Origin of the sequence: Serratia sp. PF-27, assembly GCF_030053255.1 — a bacterium.
Taxonomy (GTDB): Bacteria; Pseudomonadota; Gammaproteobacteria; order Enterobacterales; family Enterobacteriaceae; genus Serratia; species Serratia bockelmannii.
This window is the reverse complement of the sequence record NZ_JASGBT010000006.1, coordinates 147,037-170,225: the sequence shown is the minus strand read 5'-3', so window position 1 is coordinate 170,225 and position 23,189 is coordinate 147,037. Positions and strand designations below refer to the sequence as shown.

The window sequence follows — 23,189 nt, the reverse complement described above, 5'->3', positions numbered from 1 at the left end:
AAGAAGATGAAAAAGATCGACGCGATTATCAAGCCGTTCAAACTGGATGACGTCCGCGAAGCGCTGGCCGAAGTGGGCATCACCGGCATGACGGTCACCGAAGTGAAAGGTTTCGGCCGCCAGAAGGGCCACACCGAGCTATACCGCGGTGCCGAGTACATGGTCGACTTTTTGCCTAAGGTGAAGATCGAGATCGTGGTTGCCGACGACATCGTTGACACCTGCGTGGAAACCATCATGCAGACCGCGCAGACCGGCAAGATCGGCGACGGCAAGATCTTCGTCTTCGACGTGGCGCGCGTGGTGCGCATCCGTACCGGTGAGCAGGACGAAGAAGCGATCTGATCCTCCGCAGGATCATCGGCCATCAGGGCGCAGCGTGCTGCGCCCTTGTCATTTCTGTCCCCCGCGCATCATGCTTCTTCGCCTCGCCGTTTCCCCCTTTTTGCCTGTCAGCATTCTAAAAAAGCGAACGCTATCGCGTTTTTGATACTTTTCCCGATCGCTTTTCTCGCGGGATCTACAATCAATCTAACTATCTTGATTGAGGTGATCCCCAATGAATTTCAAGTTGCGGCTAGGCGGCAAGGGCGTGCATCCCCAGGAGCTTACTCAAGTAAGTGACTGGGGTAAGCGCACGCAGACAACAACGCAGCGGCTTGAAAGGCGATGGGGATGATGACGTTACGCCAAATCCGCCACTTCATCGCCGTGGCGGAAACCGGGTCGATCTCCGCCGGCGCCCAGGCGGTGTTTGTCTCCCAGTCTTCGCTGACGCTCGCGATCCAGCAGCTGGAAACCGAGATCGGCGTGCGGCTGTTCGATCGCCACGCCAAGGGCATGACGCTGACCCATCAGGGGCATCAGTTTCTGCGCCAGTCGTATCTGATCCTGGCGACGGTGGACAACGCCAAGCGCAGCCTGCAGATCGGCACCGAAAGCCTGACCGGCAAGCTGACCGTCGGCGTCACCAGCCTGGTGGCCGGCTACTTTCTGGTGGAGCTGCTCACGCGCTTTAAATCGGCCTATCCCAACGTCACCGTGCAGGTGGTAGAAGACGAACGCCCGTACATCGAGCATCTGCTGGTCAGCGGCGAGATCGACATCGGCGTACTGATCTTGTCGAACATCGAGGACCGCGACGCGCTGCAGACCGAGGTGCTGATGCACTCGCCGTACCGCCTGTGGCTGCCGCCGCTGCACCCGCTGCTGGAGCACGAGAGCATCAGCCTGGCGGACGTGGCCAAACAGCCGCTGATCCAGCTCAACGCCGATGAAATGGACGTGCACGCGCGGCGCATCTGGGTGCGCGCCGGGCTGAAGCCGGAGATCGCCATGAAGACCGCCTCGACCGAGGCGGTGCGCAGTCTGGTGGCGGCGGGGATGGGGGTCTCCATCCAGCCGGACATGGCGTACCGCGCTTGGTCGCTGGAGGGCAACATGATCGAGGCGCGCAAGCTGGACGATCTGCTGGAGCCGCTGGATATCGGGTTGGCATGGCGGCGCGGCAGCGCGCGGCCGGAGCTGGTGACGCCGTTCCTCACCATCGCGCGCGAGAACGGCAGCAAACACGCCGCCGGGCTTAAGCATTCGATTTAATCGAACGCGTCGTTCAGTATTTAGAATTTGTTGCCCGCCAGAGGCTCGCTTAGGCTGATTAAAACTAACTTATTCACATTTGGTTAACGTTTTTGTCACTTAGGGGCGTCAGGCGATGGCGGATGTGCAGGTTCTCTCAGGTTTGTCCTGTCAGCAGTTCATTAACGGTCAGCTTATCGACGGCGAAGGCCAGCAGGAATGCATCGTCAATCCGGCTAACGGCGAGACGCTGATCGCCCTGACCGAAGCTTCTTCGGCGCAGGTCGGCAGTGCGGTGAAAGCCGCGCAGCAGGCGTTCAGCCATTGGTCGCGCACCACGCCGGCCCAGCGCGCCACGCTGTTGCTGCGCATCGCCGACGCCATCGAGCGGCAGGCGCCGCAGCTGGCGCAGCTGGAGGCCCTCAACTGCGGAAAACCGCTGCATCAGGCGCTCAATGACGATCTGCCGGCGGCGGTCGACGTGTTTCGCTTCTTCGCCGGCGCGGTGCGCACGCAGCAAGGGCAGCTGGCCGGCGAGTATGTGCCCGGCCACACCTCGATGATCCGCCGCGATCCCATTGGTGTGGTGGCCTCGATCGCCCCCTGGAACTATCCGCTGATGATGGCGGCGTGGAAAATCGCGCCGGCGCTGGCGGCGGGCAATACCGTGGTGTTTAAACCGTCCGAACATACGCCGCTGACCATTCTGGCGCTGGTGCCGGCGCTGCAGGAGATCCTGCCGCCGGGCGTGCTGAACATCGTCTACGGCGGCGGGGAAGGGGTCGGCAGCCAGCTGGTGGGGCACCCGCAGGTGCGGCTGGTGTCGGTCACCGGCGATATCGTCACAGGGCAAAAAATTCTCCAGGCGGCGGCCAAAAGCGTCAAGCGCACTCATCTGGAGCTGGGGGGCAAAGCGCCGGTGATCGTCTGCGACGACGCCGATCTCGACGAGGTGGTCAACGGCATTCGCACCTACGGCTATTACAACGCCGGCCAGGACTGCACCGCCGCCTGCCGCATCTACGCGCAGGCCGGCATCTATCCCAAACTGGTGGACGCGCTGGGCGAGGCGGTCGCCAGCCTGCGCTTCGCCCGCAAGCGCGATCAGGACAACGAGATCGGCCCGTTGATAAGTAGCCGCCAGCGCGATCGCGTCGCCAGCTTTGTCGAGCGGGCGCTCAGCCAACCGCATATCGAATTGATCACCGGCGCCGCGGCGCACTCCGGGCCGGGGTTCTACTACCAGCCGACCCTGCTGGCGGGTTGCCTGCAAAGCGACGAGATCGTGCAGCGTGAGGTGTTTGGCCCGGTGGTCAGCGTCACGCGCTTCGAACACCTGGAGCAGGCAGTCGAGTGGGCCAACGACTCGGAATACGGGCTGGCTTCGTCGGTGTGGACGCAAAATATCGATCGGGCGCTGCACATTGCCGCCCATCTGCAGTACGGCAGCACCTGGATCAACACCCATTTCACCTTGGCGAGCGAGATGCCGCACGGCGGCCTGAAACGCTCCGGCTACGGCAAGGATCTGTCCAGCGATTCGCTGCAGGATTACAGCGTTGTCAGACACGTAATGGCGAAGTTCAAAGCCAGCTTCTAGCGGTTCTATAAAGCAAAATCGGGCGGCAGCCGTTCCCTGCCGCACACAGATACGCAACACAGGGGTAATTACGATGAGAAAAACTACCGCAGTCACCACCACCGTCTCCGCGCTCTGTCTCACCGTGCTGTGCGGCCTGGCCCAGGCGGCCGATCTGCCGCAGTCACTGGGCAAAGGCGAAGGCCGGCTGGATATCATCGCCTGGCCCGGCTACATCGAACGCGGCCAGTCCGACAAAAACTACGACTGGGTCACCCAGTTTGAGAAGCAAACCGGCTGCGCGGTGAACGTGAAGACCGCCGCTACCTCCGATGAAATGGTCAGCCTGATGGCCAAAGGCGGCTACGATCTGGTGACCGCCTCCGGCGACGCCTCGCTGCGCCTGATCTTCGGCAAGCGGGTGCAGCCGATCAACACCGCGCTGATCCCGAACTGGAAGAACATCGATCCGCGCCTGCTGAACGGCGCCTGGTACACCGTGGACGGCAAAACCTACGGCACGCCGTACCAGTGGGGGCCAAACCTGCTGATGTACAACACCAAAACCTTCCCGACGCCGCCGGACAGCTGGGCGGTGATCTTCCAGCAGCAGAACCTGCCGGACGGCAAGAGCAACCAGGGGCGGGTGCAGGCTTACGACGGCCCGATCTACATCGCCGACGCGGCGCTGTTCCTGAAGGCCACCCAGCCGCAGCTCGGCATCAGCGATCCTTATCAGCTCAACGAAGAGCAGTATCAGGCGGCGCTGAAGCTGCTGCGCAGCCAGCACGCGCTGATCCACCGCTACTGGCACGATACCTCGGTGCAGATGAGCGACTTTAAAAACGAAGGCGTGGTGGCTTCCAGCGCCTGGCCGTATCAGGCCAACGCCCTGAAGGGCGAGGGGCAGCCGATCGCCACCGTGTTCCCGAAAGAGGGCGTGACCGGCTGGGCGGATACCACCATGTTGCACAGCGACGCCAAACACCCGAGCTGCGCCTACCAGTGGATGAACTGGTCGCTGGAGCCGAAGGTGCAGGGCGACGTGGCGGCCTGGTTCGGGTCGGTGCCGGCTTCGCCGGCGGGCTGCAAGGCCAGCGCGCTGCTGGGTGAGAAGGGCTGCGAAACCAACGGCTTCAACCAGTTCGACAAAATCGCCTTCTGGAAAACGCCGCAGGCGCAGGGCGGCAAGTTCGTGCCGTACAGCCGTTGGACCCAGGACTACATCGCCATCATGGGCGGCCGCTAAGCCGCGGGGCGCAGCCCGCTGCGCCCGAATCACATCCGTATGGAGCACAGAAAATGACCATTGCCGTGCAATTCATCGATGTTTCGCGGACTTTCGGCGATGTTCGCGCCGTGGATCGGGTATCCATCGATATTCAGGACGGGGAATTCTTCTCCATGCTCGGGCCGTCCGGCTCGGGCAAAACCACCTGCCTGCGCCTGATCGCCGGCTTTGAACAGCTCACTTCCGGCTCGATTCGCATCCACGGCCAGGAAGCCGCCAACCTGCCGCCGTACCAGCGCGACGTGAACACCGTGTTTCAGGATTACGCGCTGTTCCCGCACATGTCGGTGCTGGAAAACGTCGCCTACGGCCTGATGGTGAAGGGCGTCGCCAAACGCGAGCGGCTGGCGCGGGCGCAAGAGGCGCTGGAGAGCGTGGCGCTCGGTTTCGTTGCCGAACGCAAACCGGCGCACTTGTCGGGCGGCCAGCGTCAGCGCGTGGCGTTGGCGCGCGCGCTGGTCAATCGGCCGCGGGTGCTGCTGCTGGACGAGCCGCTCGGCGCGCTGGATCTCAAGCTGCGCGAGCAGATGCAGGGCGAGCTGAAGAAGCTGCAGCGCCAGCTGGGCATCACCTTTATCTTCGTCACCCACGATCAAAGCGAAGCGCTGTCGATGTCCGATCGGGTGGCGGTGTTCAATAACGGCCGCATCGAACAGGTGGATACGCCGCGCGAGCTTTACATGCGGCCGAAGACGCCGTTCGTCGCCGAGTTCGTCGGCACCTCCAACGTGGTACGTAGCGAGCTGGCGCAGCGCCTGCTCGGCGAAAGTCGAACCTTCTCGATCCGGCCGGAACATATCCGCCTGCTGGAGCAAGGCGGCGCGGCGCAGGACGAGATCCAGGTGCAGGGCACGCTGCAGGAAATCCATTACCAGGGCGCGGCCACGCGGTATGAAATCGCGCTGAACGGCGGCGAAAAGCTGCTGGTCAGCCAGGCCAATCCGCAGTGGATCGCCGAAGGGCAACAGCGGCAGATCGGCCAGCCGATCGTCGCCTGCTGGCCGCGCGCGGCGATGGTGCCGCTGCTGGAGGAGAGGTGAGATGGACATGAGCATCGATTCCCCTTCGGCGCGCGGCGGCACCGTGCGCGCGCTGTCGACCTGGCTTTATCGCCGGCCGACGCTGTATCTGCTTTTGCTGCTGGTGCCGCCGCTGCTGTGGTTCGGCGCGGTGTACCTCGGTTCGCTGCTGACGCTGCTGTGGCAGGGGTTTTACACCTTCGACGATTTCACCATGGCGGTGACGCCGGATCTGACCTTCGCCAACCTCGCGGCGCTGTTCAACCCGGCCAACTACGACATCATCCTGCGCACGCTGACCATGGCGGTGCTGGTGTCGCTGGCCAGCGCGGCGCTGGCGTTCCCCATCGCCTATTACATGGCGCGTTACACCAGCGGCCGCGTCAAGGCGTTCTTTTACATCGCCGTGATGATGCCGATGTGGGCCAGCTATATCGTCAAAGCCTATGCCTGGACCCTGCTGCTGGCGAAAGACGGCGTGGCGCAGTGGTTCCTGCAGCACCTGGGGCTGGAGCCACTGTTGGCTTCGTTGCTGACGGTGCCCGGCGTCGGCGGCAACACGCTGTCGACCTCGGGGCTGGGGCGTTTTCTGGTGTTCGTCTATATTTGGCTGCCGTTCATGATCCTGCCGATCCAGGCGGCGCTGGAGCGCCTGCCGCCCTCGCTGCTGCATGCCTCAGCGGATCTGGGCGCGCGACCGGCGCAGACTTTCCGCCACGTTATTTTGCCGCTGGCGGTGCCGGGTATCGCCGCCGGATCGATCTTCACCTTCTCGCTGACGCTGGGCGACTTTATCGTGCCGCAGCTGGTGGGGCCGCCGGGCTATTTCATCGGCAGCATGGTGTACGCCCAGCAGGGCGCGATCGGCAATATGCCGATGGCTGCGGCCTTTACGCTGGTGCCGATCGTCCTGATCGCCATCTACCTTTCCATCGTCAAACGTCTGGGGGCTTTCGATGCACTCTGAACGCGCGCCCTTAGGGCTGAAGCTGGCCGCCTGGGGCGGACTTGTCTTCCTGCATTTCCCGTTGGCGATCATCGCCATCTATGCCTTCAACACCGAGGATGCGGCCTTCAGCTTCCCGCCGAAGGGCTTCACGCTGCACTGGTTTAACGTCGCCGCCGGGCGGCAGGACATCCTCGATGCGGTACTGCTGTCGGCGCAGATCGCCTGCCTGGCGACCGCCATCGCGCTGGTGCTCGGCACCCTGGCGGCGGCGGCGCTGTATCGGCGCGATTTCTTCGGCAAGGACAGCATTTCGCTGCTGCTGCTGCTGCCGATCGCGCTGCCGGGGATCGTCACCGGCCTGGCGCTGCTGGCGGCGTTCAAGGCGCTGAACATCGAGCCGGGCATCCTGACCATCGTCGTCGGCCATGCGACGTTCTGCGTGGTGATCGTGTTCAACAATGTCATCGCCCGGTTCCGCCGCACCTCGTACAGCTTGATCGAAGCGTCGATGGATCTAGGCGCCGACGGCTGGCAAACCTTCCGTTACGTGATCTTGCCGAACCTCGGCTCGGCGCTGCTGGCCGGCGGCATGCTGGCGTTTGCGCTGTCGTTCGACGAAATCATCGTGACCACCTTTACCGCCGGCCACGAGCGCACGCTGCCGCTGTGGCTGCTGAACCAGCTCGGCCGCCCGCGCGACGTGCCGATCACCAACGTGGTGGCGCTGTCGGTGATGCTGTTGACCATGCTGCCGATCCTCGGCGCTTACTACCTGACCAAAGGTGGAGAAAGCGTCGCCGGCAGCGGCAAATAATTTCCTTACCCGACCTCTGATAAAAGGATAACCCTATGCAAAGCCAACTGTTGATTGACGGCCAACTGGTGAATGGCCAGGGCGCGACCCAGCCGGTGTATAACCCGGCGACCGGCGAAGTGATCGCGCAGGTGGCGGAGGCCAGCCCGGAGCAGGTCGATCGCGCGGTGCTGGCGGCGGATGCCGCGTTCGTCGCCTGGGGGCAGACCACGCCGAAGGAGCGCGCCGAGCATCTGCTCAAGCTGGCGGATCTGATCGATGAGCATGCCGAGACCTTCGCCAAGCTGGAGTCGCTCAACTGCGGCAAGCCTTATCACTGCGTGTTGAACGACGAGCTGCCGGCGGTGGCCGACGTGTTTCGCTTCTTCGCCGGAGCCAGCCGCTGCCTGAGCGGCATGGCGGCCGGCGAGTATCTGGCCGGGCATACCTCGATGATCCGTCGCGATCCGCTCGGGGTGGTGGCCTCGATCGCGCCGTGGAACTACCCGCTGATGATGGCGGCCTGGAAACTGGCGCCGGCGTTGGCAGCGGGCAACTGCGTGGTGATTAAGCCGTCGGAGCAGACGCCGCTGACCACTTTCAAACTGGCCGAGCTGGCCGCCGGGCTGTTCCCGCCGGGCGTGCTCAACGTGCTGTTCGGCCGCGGCGCCGGCGTCGGCGATCGGCTGACCGGGCATGACAAGGTGCGCATGGTGTCGCTGACCGGCTCGATCGCCACCGGCGAGCACATCATCGCCCACACCGCCGCCGGCATTAAGCGTACCCATATGGAGCTGGGCGGCAAGGCGCCGGTGCTGGTGTTCGACGACGCCGATCTGCAGCAGGTGGTGGACGGCATTCGCGGCTTCGGTTTCTACAACGCCGGGCAGGATTGCACCGCCGCGTGCCGCATTTACGCGCAGAAAAGCATTTATCCCGAGCTGGTGAAGCGACTGGGCGAGGCGGTGGCCAGCCTGAAGATCGGTGCGCCGGACGACGAGAGCACCGAACTGGGGCCGTTGATTACCGCCCAGCATCTGGAGCGGGTCGCCGGTTTTGTCGAGCGCGCCAAAGCGTTGCCGCACGTGCAGGTGGTGACCGGCGGCGAGAAGGTGAAAGGGCCGGGTTACTATTTCCAGCCGACGCTGTTGGCCGGCGCGCGCCAGGACGATGAGATCGTGCAGCGCGAAGTGTTCGGCCCGGTGGTGACGGTGACGCCGTTTGACGATGAAGAGCAGGTGCTGGCCTGGGCGAATGAATCCAACTACGGGCTGGCGTCGTCCGTGTGGACCCGCGACGTGGGCCGCGCGCATCGCTTAAGCGCCCGGCTGCAATATGGCTGCACTTGGGTGAACACCCACTTCATGCTGGTGAGCGAAATGCCGCACGGCGGCCAGAAACTGTCCGGCTACGGCAAGGATATGTCGATGTACGGGCTGGAGGATTACACCGCCATTCGTCATGTGATGTTCAAACATTGATTTTACAATAATTATCCGCACAATAGCGCGGCCTTCGGGCCGGCCTCGGCCGGCCGATGATAATAAAAATTGAAAGGAAGCCTATATGGGTATCACCCGACGCGATTTTCTCAACGGGGTGGCGATCACCATCGCCGCCGGGTTGACGCCGCTGCAAATCTTGCGCGCGTCGCCGCAAACCGCCAATCAAACCCTGTACTATCCGCCAGCGCTGACCGGGCTGCGGGGCAACCATCCGGGCTCGTTCGAGCATGCGCACCAGCTGGGGCGCGACGGCAAAACCTTTGATTTCGGCAGCGTGCCCGCCGTTGAAGAGTTCGATCTGGTGGTGGTCGGCGCCGGCATCAGCGGGTTGGCGGCCGCCTGTTTCTGGCAGCAGCTGAAAGGCGAGCGGCAGCGCATTCTTTTGATCGACAACCATGACGACTTCGGCGGCCACGCCAAGCGCAACGAATTCAACACCGACGACGGCATGCTGCTCGGCTACGGCGGCAGTGAATCGCTGCAGTCGCCGCGCTCCAACTTCAGCCCGGTGGCGATGGGGCTGCTGCGCAAGCTCGGCGTCGATATCGACCAACTGGAGCAGGCGTTTGACACCACCTTCTACCCGGATCTGAACCTGAGCCGTGGGGTTTACTTCGATCGCAAGAACTTCGGCGTCGACAAGGTGGTGAGCGGCGATCCGGGCCGCACGGTGGCGGACGACATTCCGCGCGATCGCCTCAACGGCCGCTCTTATGAAGCGTTCATCGGCGATTTCCCGCTGCCGGAAAGCGATCGCCAGGCGCTGATCGCGCTGCATACGGTGGAGAAAGATTATCTGCCGGAGATGACGCTGGAGCAGAAGGTCGAGTGGCTGGATACCCACAGCTACACCCAGTTCCTGCGTGAAAAAGTGGGCCTGAGCGAGCTGGCGATCCGTTATTTCCAACAGACCACCAACGACTTCCAGGCGGTGGGCATCGACGGCACGTCGTGCAGCGATGCGCGCATCTGCGATCTGCCGGGCCTCGGCGGCATGAATCTGCCGCCGCTGGACGAAGAGTCGCAGGCGGATCTCGACGATCCTTACGTGTTCCACTTCCCGGACGGCAATGCCACGCTGACGCGCCTGATGGTGCGCAAGCTGATCCCGGCGGTGGCGCCGGCCGGCAAAGACATGAATGACGTGGTGCTGGCCAAATTCGACTACAGCCAGCTCGATCGGCCGGAGTCGCCGGTGAAGCTGCGTTTGAACAGCACCGGGCTGCATGCGGCCAACGTCGGCGACAAGGTGGAAGTCACCTATATGACCGGCGAGAAGATGACCAAGGTGCGCGCCGGGCAGGTGGTGATGGCCGGCTACAACATGATGATCCCATACCTGGTGCCGGAGATGTCGCACGAGCAGCAGGAGGCGCTGAAGCAGAACGTCAAGGCGCCGCTGGTGTACAGCAAGGTGGTGATCCGCAACTGGCAGCCGTTCATCAAGCTGGGCGTGCACGAAATTTATTCGCCGGCCGCGCCGTACAGCCGCGTGAAGCTGGACTACCCGGTGAGCATGGGCGGGTACCAGCACCCGCGCGATCCGGCTCGGCCAATCGGCCTGCATATGGTCTATGTGCCGACGCTGCCGGGCAGCGGCCTCAGCCCGCGCGAGCAGTCGCGCAAAGGGCGCGCGCTGCTGCTGGGCACGCCGTTCGAGGTGCACGAGCAGATGATCCGCGAACAGCTACAGGGCATGCTGGGCGAGGCCGGTTTCGACCATCAGCGCGACATTCAGGCGATCACCGTCAACCGCTGGTCGCACGGTTACTCCTACTTCCTCAACGGGCTGTTTGACGACGAAGACGAAGCCAAGAAAATCATCGAAACGGCGCGGCAGCCGATCGGCAAGATCGTTATCGCCAACTCCGATTCCGACTGGAGCCCGTACGCCAACTCGGCGATCGATCAGGCGTGGCGCGCGGTGAACGAACTGGCCTACGGCAAGGTTGCCGCCAAGGAGGGAGCATGAGTCTGCGTTCGCTGTACCTGTTGAGCCTGCTGGCGGCCGGCGGCTCGGCCCAGGCGATGTCGGCCGGGGAATACGTCGCCAAAGCCGGCGACTGCACCGCCTGCCACACCGCGCCGGGCGGCGCTGAACTGGCGGGCGGCATGAAGTTCCCGACGCCGCTCGGGGCTATCTACGCCACCAACATCACGCCGGACAAGCTGCACGGCATCGGCGCCTATTCGTTCGAGGAGTTCGATCGCGCCATGCGCCAGGGGGTAGCCAAAGACGGCCACCGGCTCTACCCGGCGATGCCGTACACCTCCTACGCCAAAATGAGCGCGGAAGACATGCGCGCGCTGTATGACTACCTGATGAATGAGGTGCCGGCGCAGAACGTCGCCAACCGGGACAGCGACATCAGCTGGCCGCTGTCGATGCGCTGGCCGCTGGCGGTGTGGAACTCGCTGTTCCACGACGACCAGCCGTATCAGGCAGATCCGCAGCAAAGCGCCGAGTGGAACCGCGGCGCCTATCTGGTGCAGGGCGCGGGCCATTGCGGCAGCTGCCACACGCCGCGCGGCTGGGCGATGCAGGAGAAGGGCCTGGATGGCAAGGCGCCGGTATTCCTGAGCGGCGCCGAGCTGGACGGCTGGTACGCCTCCAATCTGCGCGGCCTGCCGCCGGAAGAGGTGACGGCGCTGCTGAAAACCGGCCGCAGCCGCCATGCGGCAGTCGCCGGGCCGATGAGCGAGGTGGTAACCCACAGCACGCAGTATCTCAGCGACGGCGATCTGAACGCCATCGCGGTGTACCTGCGCAGCCTGGCGCCGGACGCCGCCGCCAAAGCCGCTGCGCCAGCCACGCAGGCGGATAACCCGGGCGGAAAGGCGACCTATGCGATGTACTGCTCGACCTGCCACGGCAATAAGGGGGAGGGCACTGACTTCGCCATTCCGGCGCTGGCGGGCAATGCCACGGTAACGGCGGACAATCCGCTGACCGCGCTGCGGGTGGTGCTGGAGGGGGCGCATACGCCGATCACGCAGCAGGCGATGGCGTTTGACATGCCGGCTTATGGCTGGGCGTTGAACGATCGGCAGGCGGCCGATCTGATGAGCTACCTGCGGGGAAGCTGGGGTAACCAGGCGGCGCCGGTGACGGTGCAGCAGGTGCAGGACGCGCGCCAACTGCAGGCGAAATGAAGAGGGAGCGCGGTCTGACGGCCGCGCTCCGCAAGCATTACAGCACCTTATGCGGGCCGAAGCATTCGTAGTGGATGCGTTCGGCCTCTACGCCCATCTCCAGCAGCTGTTTGCCCACGAACTGCATGAAGGCCACCGGGCCGCAGAAGTAATAGTGCATCTGCGGATCGGCCAGGCTGCCTTGCAGCGCGCTCAAATCCATCAATCCGCGGCTGTGGTAGTCGCGGCCTTCCACGTCATCGGCACCCGGCTCGCGGTACCACACATGGCGGCTCAGATTCGGCATACGCCCGGCAATATCCGCTACCTCATCGGCAAAGGCGTGCACGCTGCCGTTTTCCGCCGCGTGCAGCCAGTGGACCTGCGCCTGATGTTGGTTGTCGTGCAGGGTGTTGAGCATGCCGAGCATCGGGGTTTGGCCGACGCCGGCGGAGATCAGCGCCACCGGCGTGGTCGGCGCCACGTCGAGGAAGAAGTCGCCGTGCGGCGGGGCGATGTAGATCACGTCGCCTTCCTGCGCCTGCTGGTGCAGGTAGTTGGACACTTTCCCCTGATCTTCGCGCTTCACCGCGATGCGGTAGAACTCGCCGTTTGGCGAGGTGGTCAGCGAGTACTGGCGAATTTCCTGATGCTCCAGGCTGTCGTGCTTGATGTAGATCGCCAGGTATTGCCCCGGTTTGAAGTCCGCCACCCGGCCGCCGTCCACCGGCGCCAGCACGAAACTGCAGATCACGTCGCTCTGCGGCTGTTTCTTCAGGATGCGGAATGCGCGCAGATCGCGCCAGCCGCCGTTGTCGGTTTCGCTCTGCTGATAAATCTGCTCTTCACGCTGGATAAATACGTTGGCCAGCACGCCGTAGGCCTTGCCCCAGGCGTCCAGGACTTCCTGGCCCGGGCTGAACATTTCGTCCAGGGTCGCCAGCAGGTGACCGCCGACGATGTTGTACTGCTCCGGCTGGATATTGAAGCTGGTGTGCTTCTGCGCGATGCGCTCCACCGCCGGCAGCAGCGCCGCCAGGTTCTCGATGTTGGCAGCATAGGCGCAGATGGCGTCGAACAGCGCCTGACGCTGATCGCCGTTGCGCTGGTTGCTCATGTTGAAAATGTCTTTCAATTCCGGGTTGTGCGCGAACATGCGATCGTAAAAGTGGGCGGTCAGCTTCGGCCCGGTCGCAGCCAGCAGGGGAATGGTGGATTTCACGGTGGCGATGGTTTGGCTATCCAGCATGGAAGCGCTCCTTGGGTTGGGATCTTGACGATAATTGTAATGATGTATTTTAAATGCATCTTATTGGGTTCCGCGTCGCTTGTAAATACCCTTGTTTTCGTTGCGGTGTTCTTCGGGCGTCGATCGCGCTCACAGAACATGAAAAAAGCGCATTGTTCGCATGAGGAAATGTCCGTTGATAAACGACGGTATTTAGCGGATCAAAGCCTTGCGCCACCTTATGCCAATCGTTTGCGTAAAAACCTCTGTCAAGACCTATCTTCGGTGGGGCGAAACGGTTTACACTGTGGCCCAGAACCCAAACGGGTAGTTATTTGGTGATTTTTTAGTTAGCTGATTTAAGTCAGGAGATGCCGGATGTTAAAGCGTGAAATGAACATTGCCGATTACGATGCGGAACTGTGGCGTGCCATGGAGCAGGAAGTGGTGCGTCAGGAAGAGCACATCGAGCTGATCGCGTCTGAGAACTACACCAGCCCGCGCGTGATGCAGGCTCAGGGTTCCCAGCTGACCAACAAATACGCTGAAGGCTATCCGGGCAAGCGTTACTACGGCGGCTGCGAATACGTGGATATCGTTGAGCAGCTGGCTATCGATCGTGCCAAAGAATTGTTCGGCGCCGATTACGCCAACGTGCAGCCGCACTCCGGCTCTCAGGCTAACTTCGCCGTGTACACCGCGCTGCTGCAGCCGGGCGACACCATTCTGGGCATGAACCTGGCGCATGGCGGCCACCTGACCCACGGTTCCCCGGTTAACCTGTCCGGCAAACTGTATAACGTGGTGCCTTACGGCATCGACGACAAAGGTCAAATCGACTATGACGATCTGGCCAAACAGGCGCAAACCCACAAGCCGAAAATGATCATCGGCGGCTTCTCCGCATACTCCGGCGTGGTTGACTGGGCCAAAATGCGCGAAATCGCCGACAGCATCGGCGCTTACCTGTTCGTCGACATGGCGCACGTGGCGGGCCTGATCGCCGCCGGCGTGTACCCGAACCCGGTACCGCACGCACACATCGTCACCACCACCACCCACAAAACCCTGGCGGGTCCGCGCGGCGGCCTGATCTTGGCGAAGGGCGGCGACGAAGAGCTGTACAAGAAGCTGAACTCCGCCGTGTTCCCTGGCGGCCAGGGCGGCCCGCTGATGCACGTGATCGCCGGCAAGGCGGTGGCGCTGAAAGAAGCGATGGAGCCTGAGTTCAAGGTTTACCAGCAGCAAGTGGCGGTCAACGCCAAGGCGATGGTGGACGTGTTCCTGCAGCGCGGCTACAAAGTGGTCTCCGGCGGCACCCATAACCACCTGTTCCTGCTGGATCTGGTCGATAAAAACCTGACCGGTAAAGAAGCGGACGCCGCCCTGGGCCGCGCCAACATCACCGTCAACAAAAACAGCGTGCCGAACGATCCGAAGAGCCCGTTCGTCACCTCCGGCGTGCGTATCGGCACCCCGGCCGTGACCCGTCGCGGCTTCAAAGAGGCTGACGTGCGCGAACTGGCCGGTTGGATCTGCGATGTGTTGGACAACATCAACGATGAAGCCACCATCGAACGCACCAAGAAGAAAGTACTGGATATCTGCGCCCGCCTGCCGGTTTACGCATAATCCCGCTTTTGCCTGATAAAACCCGCTGCGGCGGGTTTTTTTGTGGCCGCTCTCGGTAAACTGTGAGCTGTCTTGCACTCTAACGCATTGAAGTGGAATGAAGATTGCGGGGCGGTGTGAGCTCTGTCAAAGTATTGCCCTCACTCCGGAGGGATCATGGTTCTGCAATCCACGCGTTGGCTCGCGCTCAGCTATTTCACCTACTTCTTTTCCTATGGCATCTTCTTACCGTTCTGGGGCGTGTGGCTGAAAGGCGAAGGCATCGCGCCGGAAACCATCGGCATATTGCTCGGCGCCGGTTTGGTGGCCCGCTTCCTCGGCAGTTTACTGATTGCACCCCGCGTTAAAGATCCCTCTCATTTAGTCTCCGCCCTGCGCCTGCTGGCGCTGCTGACACTGGCTTTCGCGGTTGGCTTCTGTTTCGGCAACGGTTGGGGCTGGCTGATGCTGGTGATAGCGGGGTTCAACCTGTTCTTCTCGCCGCTGGTGCCGCTGACCGACGCGCTGGCCGGCACCTGGCAAAAGCAGATCCGTATGGACTACGGCCGGGTAAGGCTGTGGGGCTCGCTGGCGTTCGTCATCGGCTCGGCGCTGACAGGGCAGCTGGTGGCGGTGTGGGGCCATAACGCCATTCTCTACAGCCTGATCTTCAGCGTGCTGGCGATGCTGCTGGGCATGTTGCTGAAGCCGAGCGTCATGCCGCAGGGCGAAGCGCGTACGCACAGCGATACCGAACGTTCGCTGTGGGCACTGCTGAAAGAGGGGCCGGTCTGGCGCTTCCTGTTGTGCGTCACGCTGCTGCAGGGGGCGCACGCCGGCTACTACAGCTTCGGCTCCATTTACTGGCAGGAGGCGGGCTATTCGGCCTCGACCATCGGCTATCTGTGGTCGCTGGGCGTGGTGGCGGAGGTGATTATTTTCGCCAGCAGCAACGTGCTGTTCCGCCGCTGGAATGCGCGCAACCTGCTGTTGCTCTCCGCCTGCTGCGGCGTGTTGCGCTGGAGCCTGATGGCCTATAGCACCGAGCTGGGCTGGCTGCTGCTGATCCAGATCCTGCACTGCGGCACTTTCACCGTCTGCCATCTGGCGGCGATGCGCTTTATCGCCGCGCGCCAGGGACAAGAGGTGATCCGGCTGCAGGCGGTGTATTCGGCGCTGGCGATGGGCGGCGGTATCGCCGTCATGACGGTCATTGCCGGGTTCCTGTTCGAACATTGGCAGGGTGGGGTATTCTGGGTGATGGCGGCGGTCGCGGTGCCGGCCTTGTTCATCCGGCCGCCGGCGGTCAGCGTCAGCCGCTGATTAAGGCGCTTCCAGCAGCGCGCGGATGGCCTGGCGCTGCCGTGTTTCCAGCGGCAATTCGGTATAGATCAACGGCGGGTGCGGATCGCTGTGCACCGCCGCATAAGGGGTGATCACCAGCATGACGCCCTGCGGCGCTCCGCCGCGCAGATAGTCGCTCAACGGCAGATACTTGATGTTCAGCGGCAGCAGCGTGAGCTCGCGGATCTGGTATTCCACTTCCTCTTCCAACTGCGGGTTATCCAGCGTCAGCAGCAGCACCTGTTTTTCCTGCAGCGCGTTGTCCTGCATCAGCCAGGCGCCGAAGCTGATGGCCACCAGGCCCGCCTCCTCGTTGGAAAAATGCACGCCGTATTCCTGTTCCAGCGGTATCAGCGCTTCCTGCGTGGTGCGCATTAGCCGCGGGTATTTGCGCACCACTTCTTCCAGCAGCATATTGTCGATGCCGATGGCGAAACGGCAGCGCTCCAGCGCCGGCGCCAGGTGGGCGAACAGCTGGCTGACCAGCTCCGTCTTGCTGCTGAAGGCCATGCCGGAAAGCTGCTGGAAACGCTCGACCATGCTGTCGATCGCCGCCATCAATCTCTGCTCTTGCGCCGAGTCATTGCTGTGGTAGCTGTGATTTTTCAACATGGTGAAGGTCAGCGCCAAAAAATCGCGCTCGTCTGCCTGCGGCGGCTGGTTAAACAGCCGGTTGCAGGCCTGATGCAGCCAGGCGGCGGCTTGCTGCTCCGGCTTTTGCCGCAGCCAGTCGCGTTGAACGGCGTCGAAATGCGGATGGCGCTGCAGGCGATTTTGCCAGGCGCAGTAGAGCAGATAATGCTGCAGGAATTGGCGGTCGCGCGCATCGAAGCGGCGGTTGAGCAGCGGCTCGCAGGCGTCGATCGCCTCTGTCAGTGCAGACGCCGGGGCGGCGTCGGCCGCCAGCGCGTGCCGCAGGCGCGGGGCGAAATCACCTTCAACAAACTGCGGGCTGCAGCGCAGGGCCCGCCGCAGCCAATGGATCAGGCACAGACGCTGGTTGAGCGCGCTGCCCCGCAGGTGGTAGCCATGGTCGGGATCGACGGCGATCTCCAGGTGATGGAAACGCTGGATTTCACTGGCCACCTCGGCTATATCTTGCCGGGTTATCGGGGGGGCAACGCCATTGATTCGGCTTAGGGTCTCCAGCTGTAACTCGGGCTCCGGCGTGTACAGCATCAGCAGCAGATGGCAGCGCCGTTGTTGTCCGGAGAGCGCGGGCACGGGAGAGGTGTCCAGGCTCATTATCACCTTCCGGCATAAAAGGTTGCGATTATGCCTAAGCATAGCAAAAGGCTTTGTGACGGCAGGGTTACCGCGCAGCTTTTACTTCGGCTTACAACTTTCGTCACAAATATCGCCGGGAGAGGCGGGCCGTTCGGTATTTATTTGTGTTACGTTATAACAAATACAGGTAAGGCAAGATAATGATGAAGTTACGTCGTCTTTTGGTTGCTTTCGGCGCCGTGTTCAGCGCCGGTGCGATCGCGCATCCGCACAGCTTTATCGACATGAATACCACCTTCGTCGCCAAAGACCAGCGGCTGGTCGGCCTGAAAATGGTGTGGGTGATGGATGAAATCACCTCGGCGGATCTGCTTTACGATGCGAAAAACGCCAAGAGCGATTCGGAAGTGTGGAAAAAGCTGGCGGCGGAAGTGATGGCCAACGTGCTGGGGCAGCACTATTTCACCGATCTTTACCGCGACGGCAAGCCGGTGAAATATCTGAACTTGCCAAGCGAATATCACCTGTCGCGCCAGGGCAATCAGGCGGTGCTGGAGTTCGTGCTGCCGTTGGCCGAACCGCAGCCGCTGGCGGGCAAGCCGTTCGAACTTTCTACTTACGATCCGACTTATTTCGTGGATATGACCTATAAAGACCAAAATGCACTGCATCTGCCGCCGGAGATGGCGCAGCAGTGCAGCTACAAGCTGATGACGCCGCAGCCGAATGCGTCGCTGCAGGCCTATGCGCTGTCGCTCGACAAGAACGACTCGCCCGGCGAAGACCTGGCGCTGGGGCAACAGTTCGCCCAGCGGGTGACGCTGCAATGTCGTTAAATCTCTCGCAACCGACGACGAGCCGGCGTCACTGGGCCTTCGGCCTGTGGCCGCTGCTGCCGTTCACACTGGTGCTGGCGGCCGCCGCGCTGCTGGCGTGGCACTATTGGCCGCAGCTGCTGATGCAGAGCGTGGTGTGGCAAAAAGCGCTGCACCAGCAGATGGCGGGGCTGTTGCAGCAGGTGAAGGCCGCGCCGCAGCAGGCCGGACTGGCGCTGATGCTGTTCAGCCTCGGCTATGGCGTCTTGCATGCGCTCGGCCCCGGCCACGGCAAAGTGGTGATCGCCACCTACCTGGCCACCCATCCGGCGCGGCTGAAAAGCAGCCTGAAGCTGACCTTCGCCGCTTCGCTGGTGCAGGGCGGGGTGGCGATCGCGCTGGTCACGCTGATGCTGGTGGTATTGCAGCTCTCTTCGCGCCAGCTGCACCAAAGCAGTTTCTGGCTGGAAAAGGGCAGCTTTATCCTGGTGATGCTGCTTGGCGTGCTGCTGAGTTGGCGCGCGCTGAAACGCCTGTTTGCGGCGATCAAGGCAATGCGCCCGGCGCCGGCGCTGCGCATCAACAGCCTGACGCCGCTGGCGGCGGATCATGTGCACAGCGCCAATTGCGGCTGCGGCCACCGGCATCTGCCGAGCGACAGCGAGCTGCAGGCGGGAAGCGACTGGCGCACTCAGGCCGCCATCGTGCTGGCGATGGGCATGCGTCCCTGTTCGGGGGCGATTTTAGTGCTGCTGTTCTCCAAGGTGATCGGCGTGTTCGGCTGGGGCGTGATCTCCGCGCTGGCGATGGCGTTCGGCACCTCGTTGACCATCTCCATGCTGGCGCTGCTGGTGCATTACAGCCGCCGGCTGGCGGTGCGCCTCAGCCGTTCGCGCGCGCCCGCCGCCTGGAGCGCGGTGGCCTGGGGTTCGCTGGCGCTGGCCGGCGGTCTGATCCTGTTGGCCGCCGGGCTGTTGCTGTATGTCAGCGCGCAGCCGGAATTCGGCGGCGGCATCCGCCCCTTCTCCCGCTAACGGGCATAAAAAAAGCGCTGCATCGGCAGCGCTTTTTTTCAATTCGCTTCTGGCGATTAACGCTTCAGCGCTTCGCTCAGTTCTTCACGCATGGTGGCCAGCATGGCTTTCACCACGCGTGGGTTACCTGCGACCAGGTTACCTGAGCTGAAGTGGTTGTGGCCGCCGACGAAGTCGGTCACCAGGCCGCCGGCTTCACGCACCAGCAGCTCGCCCGCGGCGAAGTCCCACGGCTTCAGGCCGATCTCGAAGAAACCGTCTACGCGGCCGGCGGCCACATAGGCCAGATCCAGCGCGGCGGAACCGGTGCGACGGAAGTCTGCGCACTGGGTGAACAGCTTGCCGACGATGTTGATGTAAGGCGTTGCGTGCTGTTTGACTTTGAACGGGAAGCCGGTCGCCAGGATGGTGCCATCCAGATCTTTGGCGTTGGTACCGCGCAGGCGGTAGCCGTTGAGCTGTGCGCCCTGACCGCGAGTGGCGGTGAACAGTTCGTTGCGCATCGGATCGTAAACCACGGCCACTTCAGTACGGCCTTTGATGCGTACGGCGATGGAAACAGAGAAATGAGGGAAACGTTTGATGAAGTTTGCAGTGCCATCCAGTGGATCGATCACCCATTGCACATCGCGATCTTCGCCGATCAGCTCACCGCGTTCTTCGCTCACGATACTGTGTTGCGGATAAGACTTGCGGATGACGTCGATGATCAGATGCTCTGCATCTCGATCGACGTTGGTGACGAAGTCATTGGTCCCTTTCTGGCTCGCTTCTACAGCGTCCGGGGTTTCGTAGTTTTTGGCAATCAGGTTACCGGCCTTGCGCGCAGCGCGCACGGCGATAGTCAGCATCGGATGCATGGGTATCTTCCAACTAGGATGTTAAAGAACAGGAAACGGCGCGAAGTATAGCAGCTGTTCGGCAAATTGCCTACGGCTGTGTTAAGATGCTGCGATTTTCCGCCACGCTCAGAGTTTGTATGCTGCACAATATCCGCATTGTTCTGGTAGAGACTTCACATACCGGCAACATGGGCTCGACCGCCAGAGCCATGAAAACCATGGGGTTAACCAACCTTTATCTGGTTAATCCGCTGATCAAACCCGATTCTCAGGCCATCGCCCTGGCTGCCGGCGCCAGCGACGTGATCGGCAACGCCACCATCGTCGATACCCTCGATGACGCCATCGCCGGCTGTAGCTTGGTGGTGGGCACCAGCGCACGTTCTCGCACCTTGCCGTGGCCGATGCTGGAGCCGCGTGAATGCGGCGTGCGCGCGGTGCACGAGGGCGAGCACGCGCCGGTGGCGCTGGTGTTCGGCCGCGAACGCGTCGGGCTGACCAACGATGAATTGCAGAAGTGCCACTACCACGTCGCCATTCCGGCCAACCCGGACTACAGCTCGCTGAACCTGGCGATGGCGGTGCAGATCCTGGCGTATGAAGTGCGCGTGGCTTACCTCGATCGCCAACAGGCGGGCGCGCCGCAGCTGGAAGAGACGCCGTATCCGCTGGTGGATGACCTCGAGCGTTTCTATCAGCACCTGGAGCAGACGCTGCAGCGCACCGGCTTTATTCGCCCGTCCCATCCGGGCCAGGTGATGAGCCGCCTGCGCCGGCTGTTCACCCGCGCGCGCCCGGAAGGGCAGGAGCTGAATATCCTGCGCGGCATGCTAACCTCGATCGAGAAACAGGATAAACATCAAGGTAATTAATTGATGTGGCATAACGGTGGGCGACAATAGTATTAGTTATCCAAAGGTTATAACATGTATTTTATATACCTTTGTTCTTGCTAAGTTCAAAACGTGCTAATACTTGAGTTAATTACTAGGTTAAATAGTTGACTGTTTTACTCAGGAATGTCAGACTTTCGGCCATATTTGACCAACAGGTAACCATTGAGCTATGAGACTGACATCCAAAGGCCGTTATGCCGTAACCGCTATGCTTGACGTAGCGCTGCATTCCCAGGAAGGGCCGGTGCCACTGGCGGACATTTCCGAACGCCAGGGTATTTCGCTCTCTTATCTGGAACAATTATTCTCCCGTCTGCGCAAGAATGGCCTGGTGGCCAGCGTGCGCGGTCCGGGCGGTGGTTATCTGCTGGGTAAAGACGCGGGTGAGATCGCCGTTGGCGCTGTCATCACTGCCGTCGATGAATCGGTAGATGCAACCCGTTGCCAGGGCAAAGAAGGCTGTCAGGGCGGCGATCGCTGCTTGACCCACGCCCTGTGGCGCGATCTGAGCGAGCGCATCAGCGGGTTCCTGAACAACATTACGCTGGCAGAACTGGTCAATAACCAGGAAGTGCTGGTGGTGGCGGATCGTCAAAACAACGATACGCGCCGCACGGCCAACGGTCGTCCGCAAGAAACTATCAACGTTAATCTGCGCGCATAAGCAGCTGGCGAAATTATTTTAGTTTTTGGAAGTGATGTACGGAGCACAAGAGCAATGAAATTACCGATTTATCTGGATTACTCAGCAACGACGCCGGTTGACCCGCGCGTTGCTGAGAAGATGATGCAGTTTTTGACCCTGGACGGCACTTTCGGCAACCCGGCTTCCCGTTCCCACCGTTTCGGTTGGCAGGCGGAAGAGGCGGTAGACATCGCCCGTAACCAAATCGCCGAACTGGTGGGCGCCGACCCACGCGAAATCGTCTTCACCTCCGGGGCGACCGAATCCGACAACCTGGCGATTAAAGGCGCTGCCAATTTCTACCAGAAAAAAGGCAAGCACATCATCACCAGCAAAACCGAACACAAAGCCGTGCTGGACACCTGCCGTCAACTGGAGCGCGAAGGGTTTGAAGTCACCTACCTGGCGCCACAGAGCAACGGCATCATCAGCCTGCAGGATCTCGAAGCGGCGCTGCGCGATGACACCATCCTGGTCTCCATCATGCACGTCAACAACGAAATCGGCGTGGTGCAGGACATCGAAGCGATCGGTGAAATGTGCCGTGCGCGCGGTATCATCTACCACGTTGACGCCACCCAGAGCGTGGGCAAACTGCCTATCGATCTGAGCAAGCTGAAAGTCGACCTGATGTCGTTCTCCGGCCACAAAATCTATGGCCCGAAAGGCATCGGCGCGCTGTACGTGCGTCGCAAGCCGCGCATCCGCATCGAAGCGCAGGTGCACGGCGGCGGTCACGAGCGCGGCATGCGTTCCGGCACCCTGCCTGTCCACCAGATCGTCGGCATGGGCGAAGCTTACCGCATCGCCAAAGAAGAGATGACCGAAGAGATGGCGCGTCTGCGCACCCTGCGCGATCGTCTGTGGAACGGCGTGAAAGATATGGAAGAAGTGTATCTGAACGGCGATCTGGAGCACGGCGCACCGAACATCCTGAACGTCAGCTTCAACTACGTTGAAGGCGAGTCGCTGATCATGGCGCTGAAAGACCTGGCCGTTTCTTCCGGTTCAGCCTGTACCTCCGCCAGCCTCGAGCCGTCCTACGTGCTGCGCGCGCTGGGCATGAGCGATGAATTGGCGCACAGCTCGATCCGTTTCTCCCTGGGGCGTTTCACCACGGAAGAAGAGATCGACTACACCATTCAACTGGTGCGTAAATCCATCGGCCGTCTGCGCGATCTGTCCCCACTGTGGGAGATGTTCAAGCAGGGCGTGGACATCAACAGCATCGAATGGGCGCATCATTAATTCTCAGGTTTCAGGAGCAAGGTCATGGCTTACAGCGAAAAAGTAATCGATCATTATGAAAACCCGCGTAACGTGGGTTCTTTCGACAACGAAGATCCTACCGTCGGCAGCGGCATGGTAGGGGCGCCGGCTTGCGGCGACGTGATGAAGCTGCAAATCAAGGTTAACGATGAAGGCATCATCGAAGACGCGCGCTTTAAAACTTATGGCTGCGGTTCCGCCATCGCCTCCAGCTCGCTGGTGACCGAATGGATGAAAGGCAAGTCGCTCGATCAGGCTGAAGCGATCAAAAACACCCAGATCGCCGAAGAGCTGGAATTGCCGCCGGTCAAAATTCACTGCTCGATCCTGGCTGAAGACGCCATCAAAGCAGCGATTGCCGACTATAAGAGCAAGCATAGCGCCAAGTAATT

Annotated in this window: 21 protein-coding genes; 18 read left to right on the top strand and 3 right to left on the bottom strand. The window is 61.8% G+C overall.

Annotation, left to right across the window (positions count from 1 at the left end; genetic code table 11):
• Positions 1 to 6: 6 nt before the first annotated feature.
• From glnB to QMZ29_RS02585, 10 genes are all read left to right on the top strand, one after another.
• Complete coding sequence (gene glnB, locus QMZ29_RS02630) at positions 7 to 345, top strand: nitrogen regulatory protein P-II (protein ID WP_004847623.1); 339 nt, start codon at positions 7 to 9, stop codon at positions 343 to 345.
• Positions 346 to 675: 330 nt separating this feature from the next.
• Entirely contained in the window at positions 676 to 1,599 is a 924-nt protein-coding gene (locus QMZ29_RS02625) for a LysR substrate-binding domain-containing protein (protein WP_261426593.1), read from the top strand.
• Between the two features lie 115 nt (positions 1,600 to 1,714).
• Positions 1,715 to 3,178, top strand: a complete 1,464-nt coding sequence (locus QMZ29_RS02620; protein ID WP_049209560.1) for a gamma-aminobutyraldehyde dehydrogenase — start codon at positions 1,715 to 1,717, stop codon at positions 3,176 to 3,178.
• Positions 3,179 to 3,251: 73 nt separating this feature from the next.
• Positions 3,252 to 4,406, top strand: a complete 1,155-nt coding sequence (gene ydcS / locus QMZ29_RS02615; RefSeq protein WP_025303928.1) for a putative ABC transporter substrate-binding protein YdcS — start codon at positions 3,252 to 3,254, stop codon at positions 4,404 to 4,406.
• Positions 4,407 to 4,459: 53 nt separating this feature from the next.
• Positions 4,460 to 5,488 carry an ABC transporter ATP-binding protein gene (locus QMZ29_RS02610; protein ID WP_015378790.1) on the top strand — a complete coding sequence of 343 codons (1,029 nt, stop codon included), beginning with the start codon at positions 4,460 to 4,462 and terminating at the stop codon, positions 5,486 to 5,488.
• A 1-nt stretch (position 5,489) separates the two neighbouring features.
• Complete coding sequence (locus QMZ29_RS02605; protein WP_033644105.1) at positions 5,490 to 6,434, top strand: ABC transporter permease; 945 nt, start codon at positions 5,490 to 5,492, stop codon at positions 6,432 to 6,434.
• Positions 6,424 to 7,230, top strand: a complete 807-nt coding sequence (locus QMZ29_RS02600) for an ABC transporter permease (protein WP_004941378.1) — start codon at positions 6,424 to 6,426, stop codon at positions 7,228 to 7,230. The genes QMZ29_RS02605 and QMZ29_RS02600 overlap by 11 nt, the downstream gene beginning before the upstream one ends.
• Positions 7,231 to 7,265: 35 nt before the next feature.
• Entirely contained in the window at positions 7,266 to 8,690 is a 1,425-nt protein-coding gene (gene patD / locus QMZ29_RS02595; RefSeq protein WP_261426582.1) for an aminobutyraldehyde dehydrogenase, read from the top strand.
• 85 nt (positions 8,691 to 8,775) lie between these two features.
• Positions 8,776 to 10,686, top strand: coding sequence for an NAD(P)-binding protein (locus QMZ29_RS02590; protein WP_261426580.1), 1,911 nt, complete (start codon positions 8,776 to 8,778; stop codon positions 10,684 to 10,686).
• Entirely contained in the window at positions 10,683 to 11,867 is a 1,185-nt protein-coding gene (locus QMZ29_RS02585) for a c-type cytochrome (protein ID WP_197811322.1), read from the top strand. The genes QMZ29_RS02590 and QMZ29_RS02585 overlap by 4 nt, the downstream gene beginning before the upstream one ends.
• Positions 11,868 to 11,904: 37 nt before the next feature.
• Here QMZ29_RS02585 and hmpA read toward each other — a convergent pair whose 3' ends face one another.
• A complete protein-coding gene (hmpA, locus tag QMZ29_RS02580) occupies positions 11,905 to 13,095 on the bottom strand; it encodes an NO-inducible flavohemoprotein (RefSeq protein ID WP_197769676.1) in 1,191 nt (396 codons plus the stop codon).
• A 357-nt stretch (positions 13,096 to 13,452) separates the two neighbouring features.
• On the opposite strand from hmpA, the gene glyA reads away from it, so the two are divergent.
• A complete protein-coding gene (glyA, locus tag QMZ29_RS02575) occupies positions 13,453 to 14,706 on the top strand; it encodes a serine hydroxymethyltransferase (RefSeq protein WP_025303922.1) in 1,254 nt (417 codons plus the stop codon).
• Between the two features lie 156 nt (positions 14,707 to 14,862).
• Positions 14,863 to 16,008: a 3-phenylpropionate MFS transporter gene (locus QMZ29_RS02570; RefSeq protein ID WP_141967200.1), complete on the top strand. Its 1,146-nt coding sequence runs from the start codon at positions 14,863 to 14,865 to the stop codon at positions 16,006 to 16,008.
• Here QMZ29_RS02570 and csiE read toward each other — a convergent pair whose 3' ends face one another.
• Positions 16,009 to 17,274, bottom strand: a complete 1,266-nt coding sequence (gene csiE / locus QMZ29_RS02565; protein WP_202670470.1) for a stationary phase inducible protein CsiE — start codon at positions 17,272 to 17,274, stop codon at positions 16,009 to 16,011.
• 182 nt (positions 17,275 to 17,456) lie between these two features.
• Here csiE and QMZ29_RS02560 point away from each other — a divergent pair, with 182 nt between their 5' ends.
• The gene (locus QMZ29_RS02560) at positions 17,457 to 18,092 is read left to right on the top strand and encodes a DUF1007 family protein (protein ID WP_261426573.1); all 636 of its coding nucleotides are present in this window, start codon (positions 17,457 to 17,459) and stop codon (positions 18,090 to 18,092) included.
• Positions 18,083 to 19,105, top strand: coding sequence for a nickel/cobalt transporter (locus tag QMZ29_RS02555; protein ID WP_025303918.1), 1,023 nt, complete (start codon positions 18,083 to 18,085; stop codon positions 19,103 to 19,105). Before QMZ29_RS02560 ends, QMZ29_RS02555 begins: the two co-directional genes overlap by 10 nt.
• A 56-nt stretch (positions 19,106 to 19,161) precedes the next feature.
• On the opposite strand, the gene suhB is transcribed toward QMZ29_RS02555, so the two are convergent.
• Positions 19,162 to 19,965, bottom strand: a complete 804-nt coding sequence (gene suhB, locus QMZ29_RS02550; protein WP_025303917.1) for an inositol-1-monophosphatase — start codon at positions 19,963 to 19,965, stop codon at positions 19,162 to 19,164.
• Positions 19,966 to 20,084: 119 nt separating this feature from the next.
• Here suhB and trmJ point away from each other — a divergent pair, with 119 nt between their 5' ends.
• The 4 genes from trmJ to iscU all read left to right on the top strand — a co-directional run bounded on the left by trmJ (position 20,085) and on the right by iscU (position 23,187).
• Entirely contained in the window at positions 20,085 to 20,819 is a 735-nt protein-coding gene (trmJ, locus tag QMZ29_RS02545; protein WP_025303916.1) for a tRNA (cytosine(32)/uridine(32)-2'-O)-methyltransferase TrmJ, read from the top strand.
• 193 nt (positions 20,820 to 21,012) lie between these two features.
• A complete protein-coding gene (iscR, locus tag QMZ29_RS02540; RefSeq protein WP_004941404.1) occupies positions 21,013 to 21,507 on the top strand; it encodes a Fe-S cluster assembly transcriptional regulator IscR in 495 nt (164 codons plus the stop codon).
• A 54-nt stretch (positions 21,508 to 21,561) separates the two neighbouring features.
• Positions 21,562 to 22,776, top strand: coding sequence for a cysteine desulfurase (iscS, locus tag QMZ29_RS02535; RefSeq protein ID WP_016929764.1), 1,215 nt, complete (start codon positions 21,562 to 21,564; stop codon positions 22,774 to 22,776).
• 24 nt (positions 22,777 to 22,800) lie between these two features.
• The gene (gene iscU / locus QMZ29_RS02530; protein ID WP_004941408.1) at positions 22,801 to 23,187 is read left to right on the top strand and encodes a Fe-S cluster assembly scaffold IscU; all 387 of its coding nucleotides are present in this window, start codon (positions 22,801 to 22,803) and stop codon (positions 23,185 to 23,187) included.
• Positions 23,188 to 23,189 lie beyond the last annotated feature (2 nt).